At 63.3% G+C, this 19601-nt stretch carries 26 protein-coding genes; 14 read left to right on the top strand and 12 right to left on the bottom strand.

Annotated features, from left to right (window positions below; translation table 11 throughout):
* Both MKK84_RS09120 and MKK84_RS09115 read right to left on the bottom strand, forming a co-directional pair.
* Positions 1–249 (bottom strand): helix-turn-helix domain-containing protein (locus MKK84_RS09120; RefSeq protein ID WP_243918972.1); only part of this gene is annotated, 249 nt, incomplete at its 3' end.
* 9 nt (positions 250–258) lie between these two features.
* Positions 259–696 carry a Crp/Fnr family transcriptional regulator gene (locus MKK84_RS09115; protein ID WP_243918970.1) on the bottom strand — a complete coding sequence of 146 codons (438 nt, stop codon included), beginning with the start codon at positions 694–696 and terminating at the stop codon, positions 259–261.
* 318 nt (positions 697–1014) lie between these two features.
* Between MKK84_RS09115 and MKK84_RS09110 the strand changes: the two genes are divergently transcribed.
* Together MKK84_RS09110 and MKK84_RS09105 are read left to right on the top strand one after the other, a co-directional pair.
* Positions 1015–1917, top strand: coding sequence for a Crp/Fnr family transcriptional regulator (locus MKK84_RS09110; RefSeq protein ID WP_313899325.1), 903 nt, complete (start codon positions 1015–1017; stop codon positions 1915–1917).
* Positions 1918–1920: 3 nt separating this feature from the next.
* The gene (locus MKK84_RS09105) at positions 1921–2193 is read left to right on the top strand and encodes a hypothetical protein (protein WP_243918968.1); all 273 of its coding nucleotides are present in this window, start codon (positions 1921–1923) and stop codon (positions 2191–2193) included.
* A 500-nt stretch (positions 2194–2693) separates the two neighbouring features.
* Here MKK84_RS09105 and MKK84_RS09100 read toward each other — a convergent pair whose 3' ends face one another.
* Both MKK84_RS09100 and MKK84_RS09095 read right to left on the bottom strand, forming a co-directional pair.
* Positions 2694–2900 carry a hypothetical protein gene (locus MKK84_RS09100; RefSeq protein ID WP_243918967.1) on the bottom strand — a complete coding sequence of 69 codons (207 nt, stop codon included), beginning with the start codon at positions 2898–2900 and terminating at the stop codon, positions 2694–2696.
* Between the two features lie 288 nt (positions 2901–3188).
* Positions 3189–3437 carry a hypothetical protein gene (locus MKK84_RS09095; protein ID WP_243918965.1) on the bottom strand — a complete coding sequence of 83 codons (249 nt, stop codon included), beginning with the start codon at positions 3435–3437 and terminating at the stop codon, positions 3189–3191.
* 195 nt (positions 3438–3632) lie between these two features.
* Here MKK84_RS09095 and MKK84_RS09090 point away from each other — a divergent pair, with 195 nt between their 5' ends.
* Genes MKK84_RS09090 through MKK84_RS09080 form a run of 3 tightly spaced genes read left to right on the top strand, consistent with a single transcriptional unit; the run spans position 3633 to position 5012 of the window.
* Complete coding sequence (locus tag MKK84_RS09090; RefSeq protein WP_243918963.1) at positions 3633–3926, top strand: hypothetical protein; 294 nt, start codon at positions 3633–3635, stop codon at positions 3924–3926.
* Between the two features lie 11 nt (positions 3927–3937).
* The gene (locus MKK84_RS09085) at positions 3938–4642 is read left to right on the top strand and encodes a hypothetical protein (RefSeq protein ID WP_243918961.1); all 705 of its coding nucleotides are present in this window, start codon (positions 3938–3940) and stop codon (positions 4640–4642) included.
* Between the two features lie 4 nt (positions 4643–4646).
* Positions 4647–5012 (top strand): hypothetical protein, encoded by a 366-nt coding sequence (locus MKK84_RS09080; RefSeq protein WP_243918953.1) that lies wholly within the window; start codon positions 4647–4649, stop codon positions 5010–5012.
* On the opposite strand, the gene MKK84_RS09075 is transcribed toward MKK84_RS09080, so the two are convergent.
* Complete coding sequence (locus MKK84_RS09075) at positions 4993–5277, bottom strand: hypothetical protein (RefSeq protein ID WP_243918952.1); 285 nt, start codon at positions 5275–5277, stop codon at positions 4993–4995. The two genes, MKK84_RS09080 and MKK84_RS09075, sit on opposite strands and share 20 nt — an antisense overlap.
* A gap of 56 nt (positions 5278–5333) precedes the next feature.
* On the opposite strand from MKK84_RS09075, the gene MKK84_RS09070 reads away from it, so the two are divergent.
* From MKK84_RS09070 to MKK84_RS09060, 3 genes are all read left to right on the top strand, one after another.
* Positions 5334–5723 carry a heme utilization protein gene (locus tag MKK84_RS09070; protein WP_243918950.1) on the top strand — a complete coding sequence of 130 codons (390 nt, stop codon included), beginning with the start codon at positions 5334–5336 and terminating at the stop codon, positions 5721–5723.
* A 119-nt stretch (positions 5724–5842) separates the two neighbouring features.
* Positions 5843–6127, top strand: coding sequence for a DUF6894 family protein (locus MKK84_RS09065; RefSeq protein WP_243918948.1), 285 nt, complete (start codon positions 5843–5845; stop codon positions 6125–6127).
* Between the two features lie 434 nt (positions 6128–6561).
* The gene (locus MKK84_RS09060) at positions 6562–6792 is read left to right on the top strand and encodes a hypothetical protein (RefSeq protein ID WP_243918947.1); all 231 of its coding nucleotides are present in this window, start codon (positions 6562–6564) and stop codon (positions 6790–6792) included.
* Between the two features lie 106 nt (positions 6793–6898).
* On the opposite strand, the gene MKK84_RS09055 is transcribed toward MKK84_RS09060, so the two are convergent.
* From MKK84_RS09055 to MKK84_RS09035, 5 genes are all read right to left on the bottom strand, one after another.
* Positions 6899–7222 (bottom strand): HU family DNA-binding protein, encoded by a 324-nt coding sequence (locus MKK84_RS09055; protein WP_243918946.1) that lies wholly within the window; start codon positions 7220–7222, stop codon positions 6899–6901.
* A gap of 451 nt (positions 7223–7673) precedes the next feature.
* Positions 7674–8306, bottom strand: coding sequence for a TadE/TadG family type IV pilus assembly protein (locus tag MKK84_RS09050; protein ID WP_243918945.1), 633 nt, complete (start codon positions 8304–8306; stop codon positions 7674–7676).
* 16 nt (positions 8307–8322) lie between these two features.
* Entirely contained in the window at positions 8323–8943 is a 621-nt protein-coding gene (locus MKK84_RS09045; RefSeq protein ID WP_243918944.1) for a TadE/TadG family type IV pilus assembly protein, read from the bottom strand.
* Positions 8944–8991: 48 nt separating this feature from the next.
* Positions 8992–10083 (bottom strand): pilus assembly protein TadG-related protein, encoded by a 1092-nt coding sequence (locus MKK84_RS09040; protein WP_243918943.1) that lies wholly within the window; start codon positions 10081–10083, stop codon positions 8992–8994.
* 331 nt (positions 10084–10414) lie between these two features.
* A complete protein-coding gene (locus MKK84_RS09035; RefSeq protein ID WP_243918942.1) occupies positions 10415–10678 on the bottom strand; it encodes a hypothetical protein in 264 nt (87 codons plus the stop codon).
* A gap of 343 nt (positions 10679–11021) precedes the next feature.
* Here MKK84_RS09035 and MKK84_RS09030 point away from each other — a divergent pair, with 343 nt between their 5' ends.
* The 4 genes from MKK84_RS09030 (at position 11022) to MKK84_RS09015 (ending at position 16409) form a co-directional block, all read left to right on the top strand.
* Positions 11022–11858 (top strand): helix-turn-helix domain-containing protein, encoded by an 837-nt coding sequence (locus MKK84_RS09030; RefSeq protein WP_243918940.1) that lies wholly within the window; start codon positions 11022–11024, stop codon positions 11856–11858.
* 85 nt (positions 11859–11943) lie between these two features.
* A complete protein-coding gene (locus MKK84_RS09025) occupies positions 11944–12423 on the top strand; it encodes a PAS domain-containing protein (RefSeq protein ID WP_243918939.1) in 480 nt (159 codons plus the stop codon).
* A gap of 234 nt (positions 12424–12657) precedes the next feature.
* On the top strand, positions 12658–14142 hold the full coding sequence (locus MKK84_RS09020) for a PAS domain S-box protein (protein WP_243918937.1): 1485 nt from the start codon (positions 12658–12660) through the stop codon (positions 14140–14142).
* Positions 14143–14195: 53 nt separating this feature from the next.
* Entirely contained in the window at positions 14196–16409 is a 2214-nt protein-coding gene (locus tag MKK84_RS09015) for a putative bifunctional diguanylate cyclase/phosphodiesterase (protein WP_243918935.1), read from the top strand.
* Between the two features lie 32 nt (positions 16410–16441).
* Here the strand turns inward: MKK84_RS09015 and MKK84_RS09010 are convergent, their stop codons facing one another.
* Entirely contained in the window at positions 16442–16867 is a 426-nt protein-coding gene (locus MKK84_RS09010; RefSeq protein WP_243918933.1) for a hypothetical protein, read from the bottom strand.
* Between the two features lie 78 nt (positions 16868–16945).
* On the opposite strand from MKK84_RS09010, the gene MKK84_RS09005 reads away from it, so the two are divergent.
* Together MKK84_RS09005 and MKK84_RS09000 are read left to right on the top strand one after the other, a co-directional pair.
* Positions 16946–17359 (top strand): response regulator, encoded by a 414-nt coding sequence (locus MKK84_RS09005; RefSeq protein ID WP_313899324.1) that lies wholly within the window; start codon positions 16946–16948, stop codon positions 17357–17359.
* A 185-nt stretch (positions 17360–17544) separates the two neighbouring features.
* Positions 17545–19443, top strand: a complete 1899-nt coding sequence (locus tag MKK84_RS09000; RefSeq protein WP_243918929.1) for an HWE histidine kinase domain-containing protein — start codon at positions 17545–17547, stop codon at positions 19441–19443.
* A gap of 29 nt (positions 19444–19472) precedes the next feature.
* On the opposite strand, the gene MKK84_RS08995 is transcribed toward MKK84_RS09000, so the two are convergent.
* On the bottom strand, positions 19473–19601 hold a 129-nt coding region (locus tag MKK84_RS08995), incomplete at its 5' end, for a transposase (protein WP_243918927.1).

The following is a 19601-nucleotide window of genomic DNA, read 5'->3' as shown; positions in this document are numbered from 1 at the left end:
GCCCCGACGAATTACGACCACGGACTCCAGCACTAGCATGCGGCCCCGAGGCGTGATCAGCGACGAGCCACGAAGCTCCTGCAGAACGCGATTGAGGTGCACGGGGGTGAGACCCAGAGCGTCGGCAATATCGGTCTGTGTGATCGGCAGCGGGCAGCGCTGATCGCCAGCCAAGCCCACCGATTGCAGCTTCAGGTACAGCTTGCAGAACAGGTGCGGGACGTGTTCAAAAGACGTGCGACGGCCCATGATGATCAGCTATTCGCGGAAGACCGCAGCGTCGATCAGGGTGTCGCGCCAGAAGGCAGCGGCGAGGCCGGAGTGGCTCGCTGTCAGCTCCCGCAGAGTCCCGTGTGGTATGAAGGCTATGACGGCCTTAGTCAGCTTTGCTGTGCTGTGATGCATGGTGGGTACTTGCATGCTCGTGAGGTTCAGGCGGACACCGGAGACGTGGAATGACAGGATCTGGCGCTTGCCCTCGCTGAGCATCTTGTAGCGGCAGGCCCATCCGTCGAGGATGAGGCAGCAATGCGTGGGCTGGTCGCCGTCGCGCACGATGTCCTGTCGGGCGCTGAGGTTCTGGATCCGCACCGGCAGGCTTTGGATGGCCTGACGCTCCGCATTTGACAGGGTGGCAATGCTCTCCAGCTTGCGGATGAGCATGCCGAGGGTGGGCTGGGCGGAGACTGGATGCATATCGTTCCACCATGGCATCGCAGGCGGAAGCGCACGGCTCTCCCAGTCATCGGTGCCTGTGTTGGATCAGCCGATGATGTTCCCTATCATAGAGCATTATTACTGCGGCATTCTGTCATAAGACACGTTTATGAAGCGATTTCGGCCCCGGAATGGTCAGCTTCTGAACGCAAGATACTTTGACCTCGCAGCGTAGTCACGGTTATCGACATGGCCTTGGCCAGAATTTCAATGCCGCGTCCTCCGATGTGCGAAGCAGTCGAGGATGAATTCCATCAATCCCGTCTTTTGATTGGGTAAGCCCTTCTGGTCGCTGGCATGGATGTCCGCTTGTCACCGCGATGGTGCGAGCGCAGCTGGCCGCTGACCCTGCAGGAACGGCGACGTGCGCCAGCGCTGCTTCGAGAAGTGCCCTCTGGACGGGTACGTCGTACTCTCGCCCACAAGGACACTCCCATGCAGCAGGCGCTGATGCGGAAGCTCGAGAGCTTCGAGCCGTTGTCCGATCAGGCTAGGTGGGCCCTGAACCGCCTGGTGCTCAAGGTCCGATATGTGGGCGCGCGTCAGGATCTGATCCAGGAGGGCGACAAGCCCGAGAACGTGCTGCTCATCCTCGACGGCTTCGCCTACCGCTACAAGGTCCTGCCGGACGGTCAGCGTCAGATCATGGCCCTGCTCGTGCCCGGCGACTTCTGTGACCTGAACGTGTTCATTCTCGACGAGATGGATCACGCCATCGGCACGATCTCGGCGTGCCAGGTCGTGGATATCCCACGCCAGGCGATCGACGAGATTGCCAGGGATCACGCCGACATCGCGCGCGCCTTCTGGTGGTGTTCGCTGGTCGACGGCGCCGTCCTGCGCGAGTGGCTCGTCAACATCGGCGGCCGGCTCCCGCCCCAACGCATCGCCCACCTTATCTGCGAGCTTCTCATGCGCCTGGAGGCGGTAGGGTGCGTCACCGACAACGGCTACGCGTTCCCGCTGACGCAGACGCAGATCGCTGACATGATGGGCCTGTCCGACGTGCACGTGAACCGCACGCTGCGGGATCTGCGCGCACAGGGCCTGATCCACCTGAAGCGGCGGGTGCTGACCATCCTCGACGTCGAACGGCTGCGGGCCTTCTGCGACTTCACGCCGAACTACCTGCACCTGCGCAGTACGCGCTGGGATGATCGCCGCGACCTGAGCTGGCCCGGTCAAGCCGAGGAGAGCTAGCCGATGTCCGGGCGTAGCAACGTCGCGACGCTGCTCTTGCTGCAGCTTCAGCCGATCGAGGTGGACACCAATAGCCCCGATCGTGAGGGCATGCTGGTAACGGCCAACGGCCTGCTGGTGGCGGTGCTGGTGCGCCTCGCCGAGCCGGAGCACGATGATGTCGGAAGCTGGTTCTTCGAGGTTGGCTTCGGCCGGCTGCAGGGGAAAAAGGCTCCGACCTTCCCGAGCCTGGAAGAAGCGACGCGCTGGCTGCGACGGCATCTGAAGGCAGCGTGATCTGTCCGCAGGCTACCGCCTGGAGGCATGACCTGCAAATATGAGGATGTGCCACCGAACGAGTGCGATTGGGTCGGAGCACGAGCGAACCCAAGCACGGAACCACAAATCACCAAGAGAAAAACCAGTCGAGTTCCGGCAGCATGAATACCATTGTTGCCGCGGCGCCCAGAACGCCCGCGATCATAACCACGAGTTCCATCATGGCGTACCCAAATCAGTTTGTGATCAGGCCAATCATGATGAGGTATCAAAGCTTTTTCTTGCTGGCGCACCATCTCAAAAAGCTATCAAAAGATGGTTGAGCGGCAATAATTAGTGCGCTGGCGCCAAGCGTTGCTGCGATCATGAGAACGAGAGATAGAGACACGGCTGCACATATCCACGTTGATCGAGGAACTCAATTTTTGGATCAACAGCTTCGGAATGAAATCTGTGCTGTGCGACAGAGTGACTTACGGTGATATCTTTTCGCTCCCAAAATCGGATCCCGGCCCCGATCAGGGACGCTCAAACTGTACGGCGGGCTCCAGGTCCTCGCGTAAGGGGATGTAGGCGCACCAGCCGCACACGCCATTCTCTGCCGCTTTCGGGGCGTTCCACTGCGAACAGGTCGGGCAGACCTTCATCACGATGCGGGTGCCGTGGACGAACGCCAGTCCGCGGCCACCGAAGGTGGTCGGGCCTTGAGGAAGGTTTTTCAACATAGGTGTTCTCTGCGGACTACCGCAGGTTGAAGTCAATGCGCGCTAAGGGCTTCCAGCCCTGCTATCTCAGCGAGTCAAGCCGATAGGACGATCGTCGAATGGCTGCCGCAATGAGGATCAGGCGTACCGCTAATGCCTGTCTCAAGCGGCCCTGCCCGCCCCAAAAGGGGGCTTTGAGGGATCGCGAAAATGGGTGCGCTACCCAGAGGTGCCCCTATTTCCGAATAAAAAAATGGGGGGCCTTTTTATAGGATGCCCCACGGCAGGTCGGCAGGGAAGGCGCTCAGATCAGGACGCTGATAAGCGCTTGGTGTTGAAAGCCACGTGCTCGCGGTAGCGGGCGATGACCGTCTCGGGTGAGCCGCCGAGCATCAGCGTGATCATCGCCTCTCCAGCGGCGTGCACTTTCTCGGTCACCATCGACTGCGCTTCTGCGAGGCCTTCGCGGCCGCCCCAGGCCAGGCGGACCATGCGCAGCTCGATGACTCGCCGAGACTCGATCGCCAGCATTATCGATGAAAAGATGGGATTGTACATTGAGCCTTCGCACCGAGTGAACACAGTTTCTGTTCAACACGATCAAAGATTATAAAGATCCTTCATTAACATGTGTTGGATTTTTGCTATCAATTTCTTAGTCGATTGACCTTGAAGTCGCAGGCTAGAACTTTCAGTCGTAGGCATATGTTTCTCGTTCATGTTCGCAATAATGCGGGCAAGCGAGGTTCATGAGTGTCAGAGCATACCTCTGGTCAAGATAGCCGCCAGGGCAAGCGCGGCCGGCCGGCCCTCTACGTCCTGATCGTCAGTGTCGGGCTGATGCTGACATCCCTGGCTGGGCTGATGATCTGGCAGGGCGCGAGTTCGCCACCCGACTATGCCAGCCAGAGCCAGGCGGCATCGCGCAAGCAGATCACCGGCTCTGAGACCGGCAAGGCAGATGCCCCGTCGTCGGCCAACAGCAGCGGTGTGCCCGGGGGTAATCCAGCATATCCGCAGCCCGCTGTGCGGAGTGCCAACCCATGAGTCCGTGTGAGATGGCGAACGATGATCCGGTCGAGGTCGCGGTGCTCGAACGCGCACGGCGGAACTTCCTCGACAACGGGCCGGGCGACCGGATGTGGTCGGATCCCTCCTCCATGAAGGGATCTACGATGAGCGCTGGTTTCGTGCTGAGCGCGGACCAGCGCGCCGCGTTCATCGCTACGGCGCGAAAGGAGATCGCATCCGAGGAAGATACGGTCGATCGGCCGGAGGGGCCTATGCTTCCGAGCGAAGGTTCGCGTGCAGGGCTCGGCATTCTCGCGCTGTATGAGAGCCGTAGCAAGGCGCAGGCGGCGACAGCCACGCTGGTCGCGGCGGGTATCCCCGAGCGGGCGATCCAGCTCGTGGTTGCCCCCTCCGGTACAGATGACGGCCCCGCCGAGGCGGGAGCATCGCTTCCCGACGGCCCCGGCCTCCGGGAGAGACTCCGGACGATCGGCGTGCCCCTGGAGTCGCTGGACGCCTGCTGCGTGCAGCTGGGGCAGGGCGCGGCGATGCTGAACCTCGTAGTTGCGGACGGCCAGCGAGACCGCATCATGGGCATTCTGAAGGACTACGGCTCGGTCGACCCGACGCTGCGCGTCGCAACGTGGCGCGCGGAAGGCTGGGGCGGGACGTCGCCCGTCTCGACGGAGGGTTGGGGCGGCTATTCCGCCACCTCGACCGGTGCGACGGACATCGCGACGAGACGGGAATAAGCCGATGGCCCTGTTCGCTCCCGTCCGGTCCGAGAAGACCGACCTCGACGCCGTGCGGCGGTACGCTGTGAGCGTCATCGCGCGATCCGACGGCGAGGATCTGCAGATGAAGGCGGTCACCCTTGCGCTGCTCGGCGGGATCATGTGGCGCGCTGCGCCGGGATCGACCGAGTTGATGCAGGACCCAGCGGGTGCCAAAGCCATCCTGTCGACCACCCTCGGCGGCCGCCATCTAACCTTTTCGTACGATCAGAATACCGAGTCTATCGAGATGCGCGAGGGCACCACGGACGGACCCGTCCTGCACCGTTTCTGCAACCGAACCCTGGTCACGGACTTCGATCAGACTTTCAGCGCCCTGTGGCGTTGAGGACGCTCGATCCGGTCCCGCTCATCGGCGCCAGTCGGATTATCGGCATCGAGATCAGCACGCGCAGACCTGCGCGCTGCCCGTGATGCGGGATCTCGCCGCCGAGCTGACTGCCAACGCCGTGCTGAACCAGAGTCGAGCCGAATTCTGTAGCTCCGGCGTTTGCTTGATCATCGGACTGCTCCGCTCGCACCAGATTGAGCTGCCGAAGTATGTCGTCTGTAAACGGGTGAAGGTCCCAAAATCCGGAAACAGTTTGAGCCATGCCATTGTTCTCCGGGTGCGTGGTCAGCCTCGACAGCGCGACCGCCGGAGCAGACTGTGGCTCGTATTCCCACCTTGATCGCCGCCGCTGCCCTTGCGGTGGTCGTCCTCTGTCCGGCCAATGCTGTCACGAGGAAGGTCCGAGTGCCGGATCAGTACGATGGGGCCTGGACCATCGTCGCTACGACAGCTCAGGGGCCCTGCTCGGCCAACACGAGCTATCACGTGCAGATCAAGGACAGCGACGCCTCAATCCCCGGTGAGGAGGTCGACATCGACGGCGGTGTGTCGACTGGGGGCGTCGTGCAGGCCACGATCACCAGCGGCACGAACAAGGTGCCGATCTCCGGCAGCCTGGACGCCAAGGGTGGCGGCAGTGGTACGTGGCACACGTCCGGCGGACTGATCGGGTGTACCGGCAGCTGGCGTGCCAAGCGGTTAGGGTGATGAGCGAAGAGTCATCCCAATACGAGTGGACTGTCACGCAGCGCATGATGCGGTGCCTGGGGAGGGCACCCGCGGCCTGGGTCTCGACGTGGCGGCTATGCTGATCGAGGGCGTCTGAGATGCCGCGCTACTACTTCAACGTTCGACACCGTCCAGGACCCGCTGGGCTGGCGGTGGACCCAGAAGGCGAGGAATTTCCTGACCTAAACGCCGCACGTGAGCGCGCCTTGAGCGCGGCGCGTAATCATATCGCTAAGACCCAGACACTCATCATCCGCGATTGGTTCGTGTGCTCGTTCGAGATCGCTGATGAGGACGCTCAACTTCTACTCACGGTGCCGTTCAGCGACACGGTCAAGAAGATGGGTGACTGGGACGCCGAGGACGAGGACAGCCTGGCATGAACCCGTCCCCAACTCACGTACCGCTCACTCAAAGCTGCGAAGTAAAGATCCAGGGCGCGTGGCACCGTGTCAGCTTGGATGACGCGGTACGCCACTATGAACTGCTCTTAAAGCGGTGTCCGGCCTGCCATGGGCGCGTGTCAATCAACGGCGCCTACAGTGGCCCTGACTTCCGCAAGACCCTCACGCATCGGCGGGCTCACGGCGGCTGCCCGCTCAAGCCTAACACCTACTCCGGTACGCTGTCCCCGCATCCGCAGGCGATTGCCTGAGGTCCGCTACTGCTCCGCCGCCCGATTTGATCCCGGACTGGCGGGGCTCGGTGCCGTTCCTCACGGCGGGGGACCAAAACGCTACGCGGCCCGAGATGCAGGACGGGGGAAGATGCTTAGCCGAGGTTAAACGGCACCTCTCGGCACAGAGGGGTGGCGAGAATGGACGAGTACCGCGTTAAGAACACTCTGAAACGCGTGGCGCAGGCGCTCAACGTCAGCGAGGATGTGTTTTTTCAAGACCGGTCCCAAGGCATGCCGACTGAGCCGGCCATATCAGAGGAGTTGGAGCTTCTGAGGCTGTTCTCGACGATCACAGATCCCGAGGCGCGTCGAACCTGCCTCCGGCACGTGCGTGACCTCGCCCAACTCGTCGATAGGGCGGCTGAGTAAGGCTCCATGCCTGCAGTCTGCAAGGCGATCGGCGTCCTACTGCCGGACTAGGCCGAACCAGAGCACATCAGGGAGGTGCGGACGATCCTGCGCCCCCTGACCAAGATCAAGAGCTGAGAAGCCGTTTTGCCTCATCCTCCGGTGCAATCGTCGCGAGGTTGAGCCGCATCCGCATGTTCTTGCCTAGCTTGAACTGAATGCCCCGCTTGGCTGCAACGGCGACGCTCTGGCCCGTGCGCGGGTCGCGGCCGGTATGCGCGCCTAACTCTTTCGTACCGAACGTACCGAAGTCGCGCAGCTCGACGCGATCGCCGTTCGCGAGGGCACCGGCGATCCGGTCAAGGATGATGTTGACCACCGCCTCGACGTCCTTGGCGTAGAGGTGGGGATACTGCTGCGCGACGCCGGCGACGAGCTCGGATCGGATCATGCCACAACGATGGCGCGCTGTTCACTCGATCGCAACCTGATCGCGGCGCACTAGCGTTTCATTAACCATCCGACGCGAGGAATGCTTTCGACGTCCGGAAGCCATTCAGGGCGCCTCCCTTACCTCGCCCGCCCGGTCCACCGCGGCGGGCATTTCTTTAACGGGCGTCTGGTACGACTCGCAGAGGTTCGATCTCATGCCCCCGATGCTCGGATCTGGATCAGCCCGCCCGGCTCGCCGCGGCGGGCTTTTTCCATGTCCAGATTTCGCCCTAGGACGCTCAACGTAACGCGCTGGCCACGGTACGCTATCGGCCCAGCCCCATCCTACCCGTTGAGTCGCTTTGCGTATCGGCTCGGCTCGCCGGTATCATCGGGCAATACCTCAAGCGCCGCTGCGCCGGGCATATGTTTAGTCCGCGCCGATACGGCGTTGCGCTTGTGACAATGGGTCAGGTGCATGCCTTGCCGTTCGGCAGAACTACCTCGCTGTAGGTGGATTTGTAGGTCTGACCGCCCCGCATCGGCCAAGGCACGCTCGCTTTGAACGTCAGCTGGTTGTTCGCTCCACCTACGAACCGCATCAGGTTGCTGCCGAACATCGCCGGGTAGGGAACAGTGACCTCTGCCAAGACATACCGCATCCCGGCGAGCTGAAAGCCCTCCGGCACTTTCAGGCCTGTCGCCGTCCCGACCGCTCGCGCGGTGCCGTTGCCCGTCGCATAGCTCGAACACACGCGCGGTGTCTGACCGTCACCGTCGGCGGTGACTCCGAGCGCCGTGATGACGATCGCCGCTCCGCTGCTTGGATAAGGCGTCAGCACGAGCTTGGCCGAGGCCAGGATATCGGTCATCGCCGCCGCCGCCATCGTGGTCTGCCCGTCCCCCTGGGACGTAAGATCCGCCACCGCACGCGCCAGGAGCGTGACCCTGCGGTAATGGTCGATCGCGCGCCCGAACTCCGTCACGCCGAACAGCAGAGCCAACATCACCGGCAGGATCAGCGCGAATTCGATTGCCGAGACGCCGCGCGCGTCATCACGGAAGCGTAAAGCAACCCGATCGCCCCAGGTGTTCGCGCCCATTGCTGCCCCCCTCATCTCAACAGCCCTGCCCAGACGAAGTGTCGTAGGGCTCGGTCCGAAACACGGCCGTGGATTGCAGCAACCTCGCGCCGTCTCCAAAGCCGGGCAGGCCCGCGTAGAGGAAGCTGAACGCGACCCGGTACTTAGCCGCTGCGGTGAAGACCACGATCGCCCCTGGCTGGGCGCAGGCGTAGTTTGAGCCAAAGCCCTTAGCCCAATCGCCTGTCTTCAGATCCAGCGGCGTCGGCACGGTGCCGTTGGCGAACGAGGTGCTCAGCACCACGTTGAGCTTCAGCGTGCTGCAGTCGAACACGGTGGGGACACGCGACGCTGATGCGCCGCAGATGGCCGTCTTCATATTAGCGAGCAGCGTGCTGGCGTCGGTCTGGCCAGTGTTCGCCTTCTGAAACTGCCCCGTGTAGATCGTCCGACCGGCGCGCTGGAGCGCATCGTCGAGGTTGCGTGACGCCCAGACCATCAGGCTGGTCTGCAAGATTACGGCGAGTAGGCTCAGAAACGGTAGTGCAACTAGCGCAAACTCGACGGCCGTAGCGCCGTCCTCTGCACGCGCCAGACGGCTGACGACATCAACGCATCGGCGAGCTGTTCGGCGACAGCTCTTTGACGGGCGGGACATCTGAGTAGCTCGCGAGGGTCAATTGGTTTGGCCGATCCCGGCGCCGGGTCACTCGACGATACGAAGCTTCTTGTCGGCAACCTTTACGATTGTCGGGCAAGAAACGATCACACGAATATCGTCGTAGTCTCTGTCGCTTCCAGCATTAGGAGGACGATCCTCCCAGCCATAATACATGTATTTGCCTTCGCTGCAGCTCGCGTTCGCTGTTGCAGGATTATGCGTCGTATTGTTGTTAGGCAAGATGCCGCCGTTGGACTTGTTTTTGCATTGACTGAGGTTGTCGCAAACGATCGTCTCTAAGATCGGGTTTGCGTTCATGTCGAGCGATGACTCGCTCCCGCTTGAGTAGATACGGGCGCCCTTCATGCTCATTGATTGTACCCGTAAGCCGGTATCGATCGTGGTATCGGTATAATACTGGTAAACATCTTGGTTTTTATTGTCCCAAGCGGATGGATTGCTGCGGGCATTGCGGACATTGCGAAGCATATAGCTTGGCGCCTCATTGGCACCACACGTTGGCGGGACGGCCTTCGAGTAGTCGGTTGGCGGCGTCCCGTTGTCGGCGATGGCGACAATCCCGCGGCGGCCCTTGTCGGCCTCAGCCTGCCGCTTGGGATCGGACGAGTAACAGTACATGTAGATCCGGTTGTAGTCCGCAGCCTCGGGCGAAAGCTGGCTGAACGTCGGTGGGTTCGTTTGATAAACGGGCGCGACCCGATTGACGGTGGTGGCGGTGCCGACCGTGATCTGTCGCGGCATACCGGGCAGTAGGTGCAGGAGGCTCGTCCGCAGCGTCGTCGAGATCGTCACGCGATAGTTCGCGCCGTCGATCCATGAACCGTTGATCTGGAAGCCGTTGGTCGTAGCGCCCGAACCGATCCGGGAGGTCAGCTGGGCGCTCGCGAGGCGTAGCCCCTCAGTTGCGGCCGCTACAGTGTCAGCATTGGCAACAAGCAACGCGGTCGCATCGGCAACACTGGACTCGACCGCCCGAATGCGCACCGCGTTGCCGTAGTCGATTACGAGACCACCAGCACCGAGGAGCAGGGGGAGGCTAAGCCCGAAGATGAGGACAACGTTTCCAGCTTCGGCCCGCGCGAGAGATCGTAGTGGGTGCTCTACCCAATCACGCATACAGACCCCCGTCCGGCCTGTTTGCCGAAACGCCGCCGAAGCAGCCTCACGTCTACGTGATTGATATTAATACAGTCTTATAGCGAATAATGGTTTGTAAAAATTGGATCTATAGAGCCCATTTGGGTAATTAACAAATCTTAAAAGCACTTACCATCAATGGGCTGCTCATCGAGACAATAGTAACATGGATTACGAAGCGCTCTGTGGCGTTCAAGCGAGAGGTTCGAGAAGCGTATGTTGCCTATTACCACGCAGGGAGCGATCTAACGGGCACCTACGCCTGACCTTTCGCGACGGTGAGCGCGGCTCGCCCGCGCCACACAATGGCTCAAGGCGTAGTCGGGTGCGCCGACATGACAGCTGCCGCCAGTACTGTCCGAAATGCCTTCTCCTGCGGCCCCGACCGGTCCACCGCTGCGAAAGCCGGCGTGGCCTTCACAAGGGCCGCGATGTCGATGCTGTGCCCGCTGGCGAAGCGGTAGGGGCCTGCCGTTGGATCCCGCAGATAGAGGTCGATAGCAGCCACGACCTCCTGGCTCGTGATGATGCCGGCCTTGCGCAGGTCCGCGAGGGTCGAGGAGTCCATGAGCATGTTCGCGCCGTCCCCCGCCCGCGACGTTGACTTAGCCGTGCCACCCGGCCGACATGCCATGTCCGGCTGGCGCGCGCCTCGCGCGAGTCGCCGGAGCAACCAGGAGCACCGAACGCCGCAGTAGGACCCTGAAAAGCCAACGGGCCCCCATCGCCAAATGGGAGCCCGTCGAAATCGAGATGGCCTGTGGGGCCGCTTTTCCAATCCCCACAAGCCATGAAGCGCCCTCGGGCGTCAAGTCAGAACCCTGGTTCTGGCAATGATACCGGCTTGTCTTGAACGGAGCGCACAGCGTGCGCCGCCGATTGTCCCCCTGTGGCCCTGTGGATAAGGGCCAGGACACGTGTTTGCAGACGAGATCCGCCGAGCGATCGACGCGGCTACCCGACTCACCCTGCCAGCGGTGACGGCCGCCCTCTGGCGCGCCTACGGGGCCGGGCAGGTGACGGAGGCTGAGGCCGAGGCGCTGTCCGTTCTCATCGATGCTCGACGTTCGTCTGATACTGGACGGAACATCGTACAGACCCCGAACCCAACAGGAACCACCGGCACTGCTGTTGGCCTGGCGGCCGAAAAGCTTGTCAGCAGCCACAGAAGGGCCGGCGTCGGCTCCCGGCCACGCACGGACGCATCGATGGAGCGTCGCCGCCGCTGGGCCGCCTCAGGGCGCCTGCCGCCGGGCATCGCAGCCCGGTTCACGCTGGCCGAGCAGGCCGTCCTCGCCCTCGTGGCGGCCGAGACCGCGCGCCGGAAGGACTGCCGCCTGTCGATCGAGAACATGGCTGCGGTGGCCGGTGTGTGCCGTTCGACCGTGAAGAACGCGATCCGAGAGGCGCGGCAGCTCGGGCTCCTGAGCGTCGAGGAGCGCCAGATCACCGGCTTCCGCAACGACACCAACGTGATCCGCATCATCAGCCCCGAGTGGCTGGCCTGGATTCGACTGGCGCGGAAAGGCGGCGGCAGTTCATCGCTCCCTGCACGAAGGGAGGGTCATCACGGCCCCGCCTTCCAAGGGGGAGGGGTCAAAAGCGTAACCAGCACGGCTACTGAGGTTCCAGATCTGGGGAAAACGAGGTCAGCAGAAGCGAAAGAAGGCTGCCGAGAGGCAGCGGGCGACCCTGACCGAAGCGATCCTGTGAGAATTCTCGCGGGCGGTAGAACGGGAAGAGCTATGCGGTGACGGTCTGCGAGTGTTCGGCCAAGCGAACGATGGTCCATCGGATGGAGCGCTTGCACTTTTGGGCAAGGCTTAGCGTTGGTGTGAAATGACCGCGCTAGAACTCATCCGCGCTTTGGCTCACGACGCGACTATCAGCATCGTCGTCACCGATGCGGTGATCGGTGCACCTGGTCCGGCCATACTCTACGCCAATCCCGCGTTCGGACGCCTCGTCGGGCGCGAACTCAGCGAGATCGTTGGCCGCAGTCCGCGCTTTATGCAGGGCAAAGAGACACGTCGCACGACACTTGACATCTTTCGCCGCGCCCTGGCGTCGGGCGAACGCTTTCACGGCTATCTAACCAATTATCGGGCCGATGGTACCAAGTATCACGTCGAGATCGACTGCCGACCTCTGCACTCTATCGATGGGCGCATCGAGAACTTCGTTTCGTTCGAGCGCGAGGTGGTGCGTCGGATCGGCCGCCCCTCTGTCAACGGAGCTGGTCGCTACGAACCCGCCCACGAAAGCAAGGATCTGTTAACGGGTGCGTTCCGGACGCTCGGCGTGTTTCAACACGCATGAGACGTATACGCTCTTGCGGGATGTGGCTTAATAACAGTCTTCGAAAAGTAATCTGGATTACATTAGCGGCCTAAACTGCGGTTTTACGTCGCGATTAAGCGGTAAGTAACACTTATCGCTCAGCTTAGGCCCAAGAATTTATACGACCGCATAGGCTGGAGGGGGAACGCCCGCCCAGCCGTCGAGAATAACTTCGTTATCGATCAATCTCAGCGCTTCCGAGAGTGAAAAGCCATGTTCGGTGGGACGGGGAAGCTTGCCGATCTCGCGGCCAAATTCGAGGCGCTGGGGCGTTCGCAGGCCATCATCGAATTCCGGCCCGACGGCACCATCCTCACCGCCAACGCCAACTTCCTCACAGCCATGGGCTACACCCTGCCGGAGGTGCAGGGCCAGCATCACGCGATGTTCGTCGAGGCGCCCTATCGCACAAGCACTGACTATCGCGCCTTTTGGGACGCACTGCGCCGGGGAACTTACCAAGGCGCCGAGTTCAAGCGACTGGCCAAGGGCGGCCGGGCTGTCTGGCTGCAGGCGAGCTACAACCCTGTGCTCGACCGCGCTGGCCGCGTCGTGAAGGTCGTCAAGTTCGCCACCGACATCACTGCGCAGAAGATGCGCATGCTGGATCTCGATGGGCAGATCACCGCCCTGCACCGCTCGCAGGCGGTGATCGCCTTCGATCCGACCGGAACAATCCTCGACGCCAACCAGAACTTCCTCGACGCTGTCGGCTACAGCCTCGACGAGATCCGCGGTCGGCATCACAGCCTGTTCGTGGATGCGTCCGAGCAGGCCGGCGCAGGTTATCGCGGGTTCTGGGACAAGCTCGGGCGCGGTGAGTTCGCGGCCGGCGAGTTTCGGCGCATTGCTCGGGGCGGTCGCGAGGTCTGGATCCAGGCCACCTACAACCCGATCACCGACGCAGATGGCAAGGTGCTCAAAGTTGTAAAGTTCGCCGCCGATATCACCGTGCAGGTGAGTGAGCGCCAGCGTCGGGCTGAAGCGCAGCGCACGATCGGCACGGACCTCGACGCGATCGGTACCGCAGTCGAGCACGTGACCCGGCAGACCGCCGAGGCTGCCGGCACGGTCGGACAGGTTTCGAATGACATCCAGTGCGTGGCCTCGGGAGCGGAGGAGCTGTCGGCCTCGGTCGGCGAGATCAGTCAGCAGGTGAGCCACGCCGCACGCATGGCGGGTGAAGCCGTGGAGCAGGCGCGGCGTACCGGTACCATCGTCGAGGGCCTGAGCGGGCAGGCGGGGCAGATCGGCGAAGTGGTCACGATGATCCAGGGGATCGCCTCGCAAACCAATCTGCTCGCGCTGAACGCCACGATCGAGGCGGCCCGCGCTGGGGCGGCCGGCAAGGGCTTTGCGGTAGTGGCCTCTGAGGTAAAAGCCTTGGCCGAGCAGACCGCGAAGGCGACCGACCAGATCCGGGTGCAGATCACCGCGACCCAGGCAGCTACCCGCGAGGCCGTGGGCGCGATCGGCTCGATCCAGGGCACGATCCGCTCGCTCGATGAGGTGTCGGCGGCGATCGCGGCGGCGGTCGAGGAGCAGTCGGCCGTGACCCGGGAGATGTCGGGCAGCATGCACACAGCCGCGCACGGAGTGGCGACGATCGCCGGCGGCATGGAGGCGATCGCCCGGGCGAGCGAGCGGGTTGATGCCGCAACCCGCCAAGTTCGCGACGCTGCAAGGGCGGTCGCCTGAAGTCTCGACGAGGCTAGTCGTTTCACCCTTCCGCATGATCGTAGAGGCATCGCGTGTCCTGCGCCCACACACCGATCGATGAGGACGCTCGACTGCGGGCTTTGTCGGAGTTCGACGTCGTCGCGGCCGCGCCGGACCCCGCACTCACCCACGTCGTCGAACTCGCCGCCCAGCTGCTCGACGCCCCTACAGCGTTCATTTCGTTCGTAGAGCGCGACCGTCAGGTGTTCCACGCCAAGCTCGGCCTTGATCTCAATGAGACCGACCGCGACGTTGCCTTCTGCTCGCGCACGATCCTGCAGGACGATGTGCTCGTCGTGCTCGATGCCACGCACGATCCGCGCTTCCGCGACAACCCGCTGGTCACCGGTGCCCCGTTCGTCCGCTTCTACGCTGGCGCGCCTCTGCGCACCGAGGACGGGCATACTATCGGCACGCTGTGTCTGGCCGGGCCCGAGCCGCGCACAGCGTTCACCGACCGCGACCGACGCGTCCTAACCAGCCTCGCCCGCCTCGTGCTCGACCGACTGGAACTGCGGCGAAGCACGATCGCCCAGCGAGCCACGCAGAGCCGGTTCGAGCACATCGCCGGGACCTCGCCGGACGGCATCATCTGCGCCGACGCGAGCGGACGAATTACCTTCTGGAACGATGCCGCCGAGCGCATCTTCGGCCACGTCGCTAATGAGGTGCTCGGGCGGTCTATCGACCTAATCGTGCCGGAGCGGATGCTCAGCGGCCACGAGGGCAGCCTGCGCCAGCTCGCCGACGGCGCTCCTGGATCGCTAATCGGCCGCACGGTCGAACTGTTCGGCCGTCACCGGCAGGGCGGCGAGTTCCCGATCGAGCTATCCCTATCGACGTGGCGCGAGGGTGATGCGTCGGCCTTCGGCGCGATCGTGCGCGACGTCAGCGACCGTCACGCGGTTGAGCGGCAGCTGTTTCGCCTTGCCCACCACGACGTGCTGACCGGCCTGCTCAATCGCAGCGTCTTGCATGGCCAGCTTACTGCTTCCTTGGCACAGGCGCTGCCCACGGCGGTGCTGATGCTCGACCTCGACGGGTTCAAGGACGTCAACGACGGGCATGGCCACGCCGTCGGCGACGCGGTACTGCGCCAGACAGCCGAGCGTGTGAAAGCCTGCGTCGGATCAGACGCCGTTGCGGCACGCCTGGGCGGTGATGAATTCGCCGTCATTTTTCCCGACATGGGTGATCCCCTGATCGCGATTGTGACAGCTGAGGCGATCCTCGCCGCCATGTCCGAGCCATTCCCGGTTGGAGGTCAACTCCTGCGTCTCAGCGCCAGCGTCGGCGTCGCTTTGAGTCCAGCCCACAGCGACGAAGCGGAAGACCTTCTGATCTGCGCCGATGCCGCGCTGTACCAGGCCAAGGCCGACGGGCGCGGTCGCTATCGTCTGTTCACGCCCGACCTGCGCGAGGCGGCTCAACGCGAGCGGATCTGCCGCGATGGACTCCGCAACGCCGTCGAGCGGGGCGAGTTCGAACTGCACTACCAACCGCAGGTGCAACTGTCCGACGGCGCACTTCTAGGGGCAGAAGCGCTGATCCGCTGGCGACATCCAGACCATGGGCTGATCGGGCCGGCCGCCTTCCTAACGACGCTGGAGACGGGGCAGCACGCGGCGGAGGTCGGCGACTGGGTGCTGCGCACGGCGTGCGCTCAGGCCGAGGTTTGGCGTCGGAATGGCGTTCCCGACTTCCGGATCGGTGTGAACCTGTTCGGAGCACAGTTCGCACGTGGTGACCTAACCGAGACGGTGAGCCGAGCTCTCATCGAGACCGGATTGCCAGGCGCGAACCTGGAGCTTGAGATCACCGAGAACATCATCCTGCGCCACGACGAGGTGCTCGTCGGTGCCTTGCGCGACCTGCGACGGCTGAGTGTCGGCGTGGCCTTCGACGACTACGGCACTGGCTACGCCTCACTCAGCCTGCTCAAGCGGTTTCCCCTCACGCGGCTGAAGATCGACCGCAGCTTCGTGCAGAACTTGTGCGAGGATCCACAGGACGCGGCGATCGTGCGGGCGATCCTCAAGCTGAGTCGCAGTTTCGGTTTGGAGGTCATCGCGGAGGGCGTGGAGACAGAGGAGCAGCGCCGACGCCTGATCGCGAAGGGGTGCGAGACGGCGCAGGGCTATCTATTCGGGCGGCCGATGCCGGCTTTGGAGTTCGCGGAGCGCTTTGGCTTAGGCGGCGAGGGTGCCGCAAAGCCGGCGATAGCCGGGCGACGTGGATCCAGATAATCCAGATGGCCACACGGGTTTGAACCCGCATGCTAGGCGTAGGGCCCGCCGAACAGGTCGCCGAGCGCCTTCCGCTTGAACAGCGTGCGCCACCGTCGGCGCTGATGCTCCGGCCGGTCGTGGATCATGTGGCACCGCTGGCAGAAGGCCACGAGGTTGGCGTCCGCGTTGTTCGAGGTGTCGTGGTCCCGATGCGCGGCGGCCAGAACGACCCGGGTCCGGCGGGCCCGTCCTAGAATGTCAGCTTCCGCAGCGATCCGGATCCGCCTTCCCCACCCGTTGCGCCACCGGCCAGCGTCCGCGTCCCACCAGCGGCCGTCGCCGAGGTGGTAGACCATCCGCCCATGCGGTCGCCCGCAGCCCTCGCAGCAGCCTTTCGCCCGGCCGAACCGGATCACGGCCGAGAGCTGTGCCCAGTCGATGGGGTAGAAGAAGCGATGCTCGGGCCGGATCGGCATGGTGGACGCACTGTGCCACTAAGCCTGATGGAAACAAGGCGTTGGCAACCTTCGCTCCATTTCCCGATTTGACCCGGCGTGAGCGAAGCCCCACCCCCCGAACCTCCATTTGCCCTCGTCGTCGATGACGAGCCGCTGATCCTCATGGAGGCCGTCAGCATCTTGGAAGAAGCCGGTTTCCAGATGCTGGAGGCTGCACACGCCGCTCAGGCGTTGCGCGTCCTCGGTCAGCATCACGCCCGCGTAAAGCTGCTTTTCAGCGACGTGGACATGCCGGGAGACATGGATGGGTTCGCTCTTGCCCGCGAGGTCGCTCGGTGCTGGCCATCGATCGCGATCGTTCTCGCCTCGGGCCGAGCCAAGCCGGGGCCCGGCGATCTGCCGGAGGGGGCGACCTTCATCAGCAAGCCGTTCAGCGCGCAGATCGTCCACCATCACGTGCGGAAGACGATGCCCGAGCATGTGCAGCCCGAGCCACTTCGGAATAAATAGGCGAGGCGCGACTATCGCTGCACGTGATTTTCGGAGCCGATTGGATCCAGCAGTTCTATCGAGCTGCCGCCGCCACGGGCATCTGTTCAAAACTGATCACATGTTGTTTCGCGTTGTCTACGGTGCCTGCTAGATGGACAAGGCCGTGGGTTCGAAAACTCGCGCGAGCGAGCCCGTTCTCGGCCATGTGCGCTTCTTCCGATTTCGGACGTGTTCACGACGACGACCGCCTCCAAGCGCTCGACGCTTTGGATTTGCTCGACACGCCTGCGGAAGACGGCTTCGAGGATATCGTCCATCTGGCCGCCTTGGTGTGCGGCACGCCGGTCGCGCTGGTGTCGCTCGTCGCGGGTGACCGGCAGTGGTTCAAAGCGCGGATCGGCTTTGCGCCGTCCCAGACCGACCTCAACGCCTCTGTTTGCGTCTACGTCCTCGCCGAGCCCGACCTCCTCGTCATCCCCGATCTGACGGCCGACCCTCGCACTCGGGACAACCCGCTCGTCGTCGGTGAACCGCTCATCCGCTTCTATGCGGGCGCGCCTCTGCACGGACCGGACGGCCATGTGCTGGGGAGCCTGTGCGTCATCGACCGAAAGGCAAGACCCTCCGGTCTGACCGCGAAGCAGGCGGATGGCCTGCGACGGTTGGCCCGGCAGGTGACGACGATCCTGCGCGAGCGGTACCAGAACGCACAATTGCGGGCTGCTCACGCCGAGCGTGAGGCCAACGCGATCCACTGGCGCAACTTGTTCAGCCATCTTCACGAGGGCTTCCTCGTCGGCGAGGCGATCCGCGATGGCGAAGGTCGGATCACGGACTGGCGCTACGTCGAGGTCAATCGTGCCTGGAGTGACCTGGTCGGGATCCCACCGGAGCGAGCGATTGGCCGTACCGTCCGCGAGGTGTTTCCGGACTTGGAAGACGTGTGGATCGAAGAGTTCGCACAGGTCGTCGAGACCGGCGAGCCGATCACCTTCAAGCGGCAGTCCAGCATACTCGATCGTTGGTACGAGGGACGCGCGCAGAGGCTGAGTCCGGACACCTTCACGGTGCTGTTTCTGGACGTGACCGAGCAGGTCCTCGCGGACCGGGCCGTGCGCGCTCAGCAGGCCCAGCTGCTCACCATGATGGAGAGCGTGCCGATCGGCATCATGCTGGCGGAAGCTCCGTCCGGCCGCATCCTGATGGGTAACCGGAGACTGGCCGACATCCTCGGCCATGACACCCTCTACTCCACGTCTAGTAATGCCTACGGTGATTTCGTCGCCTATCACGAGGACGGTCGCCGTGTGGACGCCAACGAGTATCCCTTGGCGCAGATCAGCAACGGGGAATGCGAACGATCCACAATCGAAGTGGAGTACCAGCGCCCGGACGGAGAGCGGCGTTGGATCGCCATCGCCGGGGAGGCGATCCGGGACGATCAGGGCGTGCTGGTCGGCGCAGTGGTCGCAATCAGTGACATCGGCGAGCGCAAGGATGCCGATGCGCAGCAGGCGGTGCTGAACCGCGAACTGAGTCACCGGCTGAAGAACACCCTGACGCTGGTGCAGGCGATCGCCGCGCAGACGCTGCGAAACGCACCCGACATCGATACGGCGCGAGAAGCGTTGGCCGCGCGCCTGATCGCGCTGGGCAAAGCGCACGACATTCTGTTGGATGGGCCCGCTGACAGCGCGTACGTCGAGGCGGTCGTGCGTGGGACGCTCGATTTGCACGACGACACGGGATCCCGGTTCCAGATCAGCGGGCCGAACCTATCTGTCGGCCCATCCACAACCCTGTCGCTCGGCCTGTTGCTCCACGAACTCGCGACCAACGCCGTGAAGTACGGGGCACTCTCCGTCTCGGACGGCACCGTGGCGATCTGCTGGATGATCGAGGGAGAAGAGTCGGGAGCGTCGCTCCGCTTCGAATGGCGAGAGCAAGGTGGACCACCTGTGACGCCACCGACGCGCCGGGGATTTGGCTCTCGCCTGATTGAGCGCGGCCTTTCCGGCGGAGAAGTCGCGTTGTGCTATTTGCCCGAGGGCGTGACATGCACCCTGGTGTCTCCTCTTGCAGGGCTGCGGGTAAACGGCTGATGTCTCGACACTATTCCTAGGGTCTGTCGTCACCTGAGGTAATCGAGGGCAGCGGCGAGGCAGAGGATACCGCTGAAGCTGGCGGCGGTCTTCTCGTAACGCGTGGCAACCGCTCGCCATTCCTTGAGCCGCGCCCAGAGCCGCTCGACGATGTTGCG

Origin of the sequence: Methylobacterium sp. E-065 (assembly GCF_022829605.1) — a bacterium.
GTDB lineage: Bacteria > Pseudomonadota > Alphaproteobacteria > Rhizobiales > Beijerinckiaceae > Methylobacterium.
The sequence above is the reverse complement of the archived record's forward strand: the minus strand, read 5'-3'. Positions and strand labels throughout refer to the sequence as shown.

Coding starts and splice junctions, on each gene's coding strand:
- MKK84_RS09035 (WP_243918942.1), bottom strand. CDS start 10,678: ATGCTCATGGACTCCTCGACCCTCGCGGACCTGCGCAAGGCCGGCATC.
- MKK84_RS09085 (WP_243918961.1), top strand. CDS start 3,938: ATGGCGAACGATGATCCGGTCGAGGTCGCGGTGCTCGAACGCGCACGG.
- MKK84_RS09025 (WP_243918939.1), top strand. CDS start 11,944: ATGACCGCGCTAGAACTCATCCGCGCTTTGGCTCACGACGCGACTATC.
- MKK84_RS09050 (WP_243918945.1), bottom strand. CDS start 8,306: ATGGGCGCGAACACCTGGGGCGATCGGGTTGCTTTACGCTTCCGTGAT.
- MKK84_RS09095 (WP_243918965.1), bottom strand. CDS start 3,437: ATGTACAATCCCATCTTTTCATCGATAATGCTGGCGATCGAGTCTCGG.
- MKK84_RS09020 (WP_243918937.1), top strand. CDS start 12,658: ATGTTCGGTGGGACGGGGAAGCTTGCCGATCTCGCGGCCAAATTCGAG.
- MKK84_RS09010 (WP_243918933.1), bottom strand. CDS start 16,867: ATGCCGATCCGGCCCGAGCATCGCTTCTTCTACCCCATCGACTGGGCA.
- MKK84_RS09115 (WP_243918970.1), bottom strand. CDS start 696: ATGCATCCAGTCTCCGCCCAGCCCACCCTCGGCATGCTCATCCGCAAG.
- MKK84_RS09110 (WP_313899325.1), top strand. CDS start 1,015: ATGGATGTCCGCTTGTCACCGCGATGGTGCGAGCGCAGCTGGCCGCTG.
- MKK84_RS09060 (WP_243918947.1), top strand. CDS start 6,562: ATGGACGAGTACCGCGTTAAGAACACTCTGAAACGCGTGGCGCAGGCG.
- MKK84_RS09045 (WP_243918944.1), bottom strand. CDS start 8,943: ATGTCCCGCCCGTCAAAGAGCTGTCGCCGAACAGCTCGCCGATGCGTT.
- MKK84_RS09065 (WP_243918948.1), top strand. CDS start 5,843: ATGCCGCGCTACTACTTCAACGTTCGACACCGTCCAGGACCCGCTGGG.
- MKK84_RS09055 (WP_243918946.1), bottom strand. CDS start 7,222: ATGATCCGATCCGAGCTCGTCGCCGGCGTCGCGCAGCAGTATCCCCAC.
- MKK84_RS09075 (WP_243918952.1), bottom strand. CDS start 5,277: ATGGCTCAAACTGTTTCCGGATTTTGGGACCTTCACCCGTTTACAGAC.
- MKK84_RS09080 (WP_243918953.1), top strand. CDS start 4,647: ATGGCCCTGTTCGCTCCCGTCCGGTCCGAGAAGACCGACCTCGACGCC.
- MKK84_RS09000 (WP_243918929.1), top strand. CDS start 17,545: ATGTGCGCTTCTTCCGATTTCGGACGTGTTCACGACGACGACCGCCTC.
- MKK84_RS09100 (WP_243918967.1), bottom strand. CDS start 2,900: ATGTTGAAAAACCTTCCTCAAGGCCCGACCACCTTCGGTGGCCGCGGA.
- MKK84_RS09105 (WP_243918968.1), top strand. CDS start 1,921: ATGTCCGGGCGTAGCAACGTCGCGACGCTGCTCTTGCTGCAGCTTCAG.
- MKK84_RS09040 (WP_243918943.1), bottom strand. CDS start 10,083: ATGCGTGATTGGGTAGAGCACCCACTACGATCTCTCGCGCGGGCCGAA.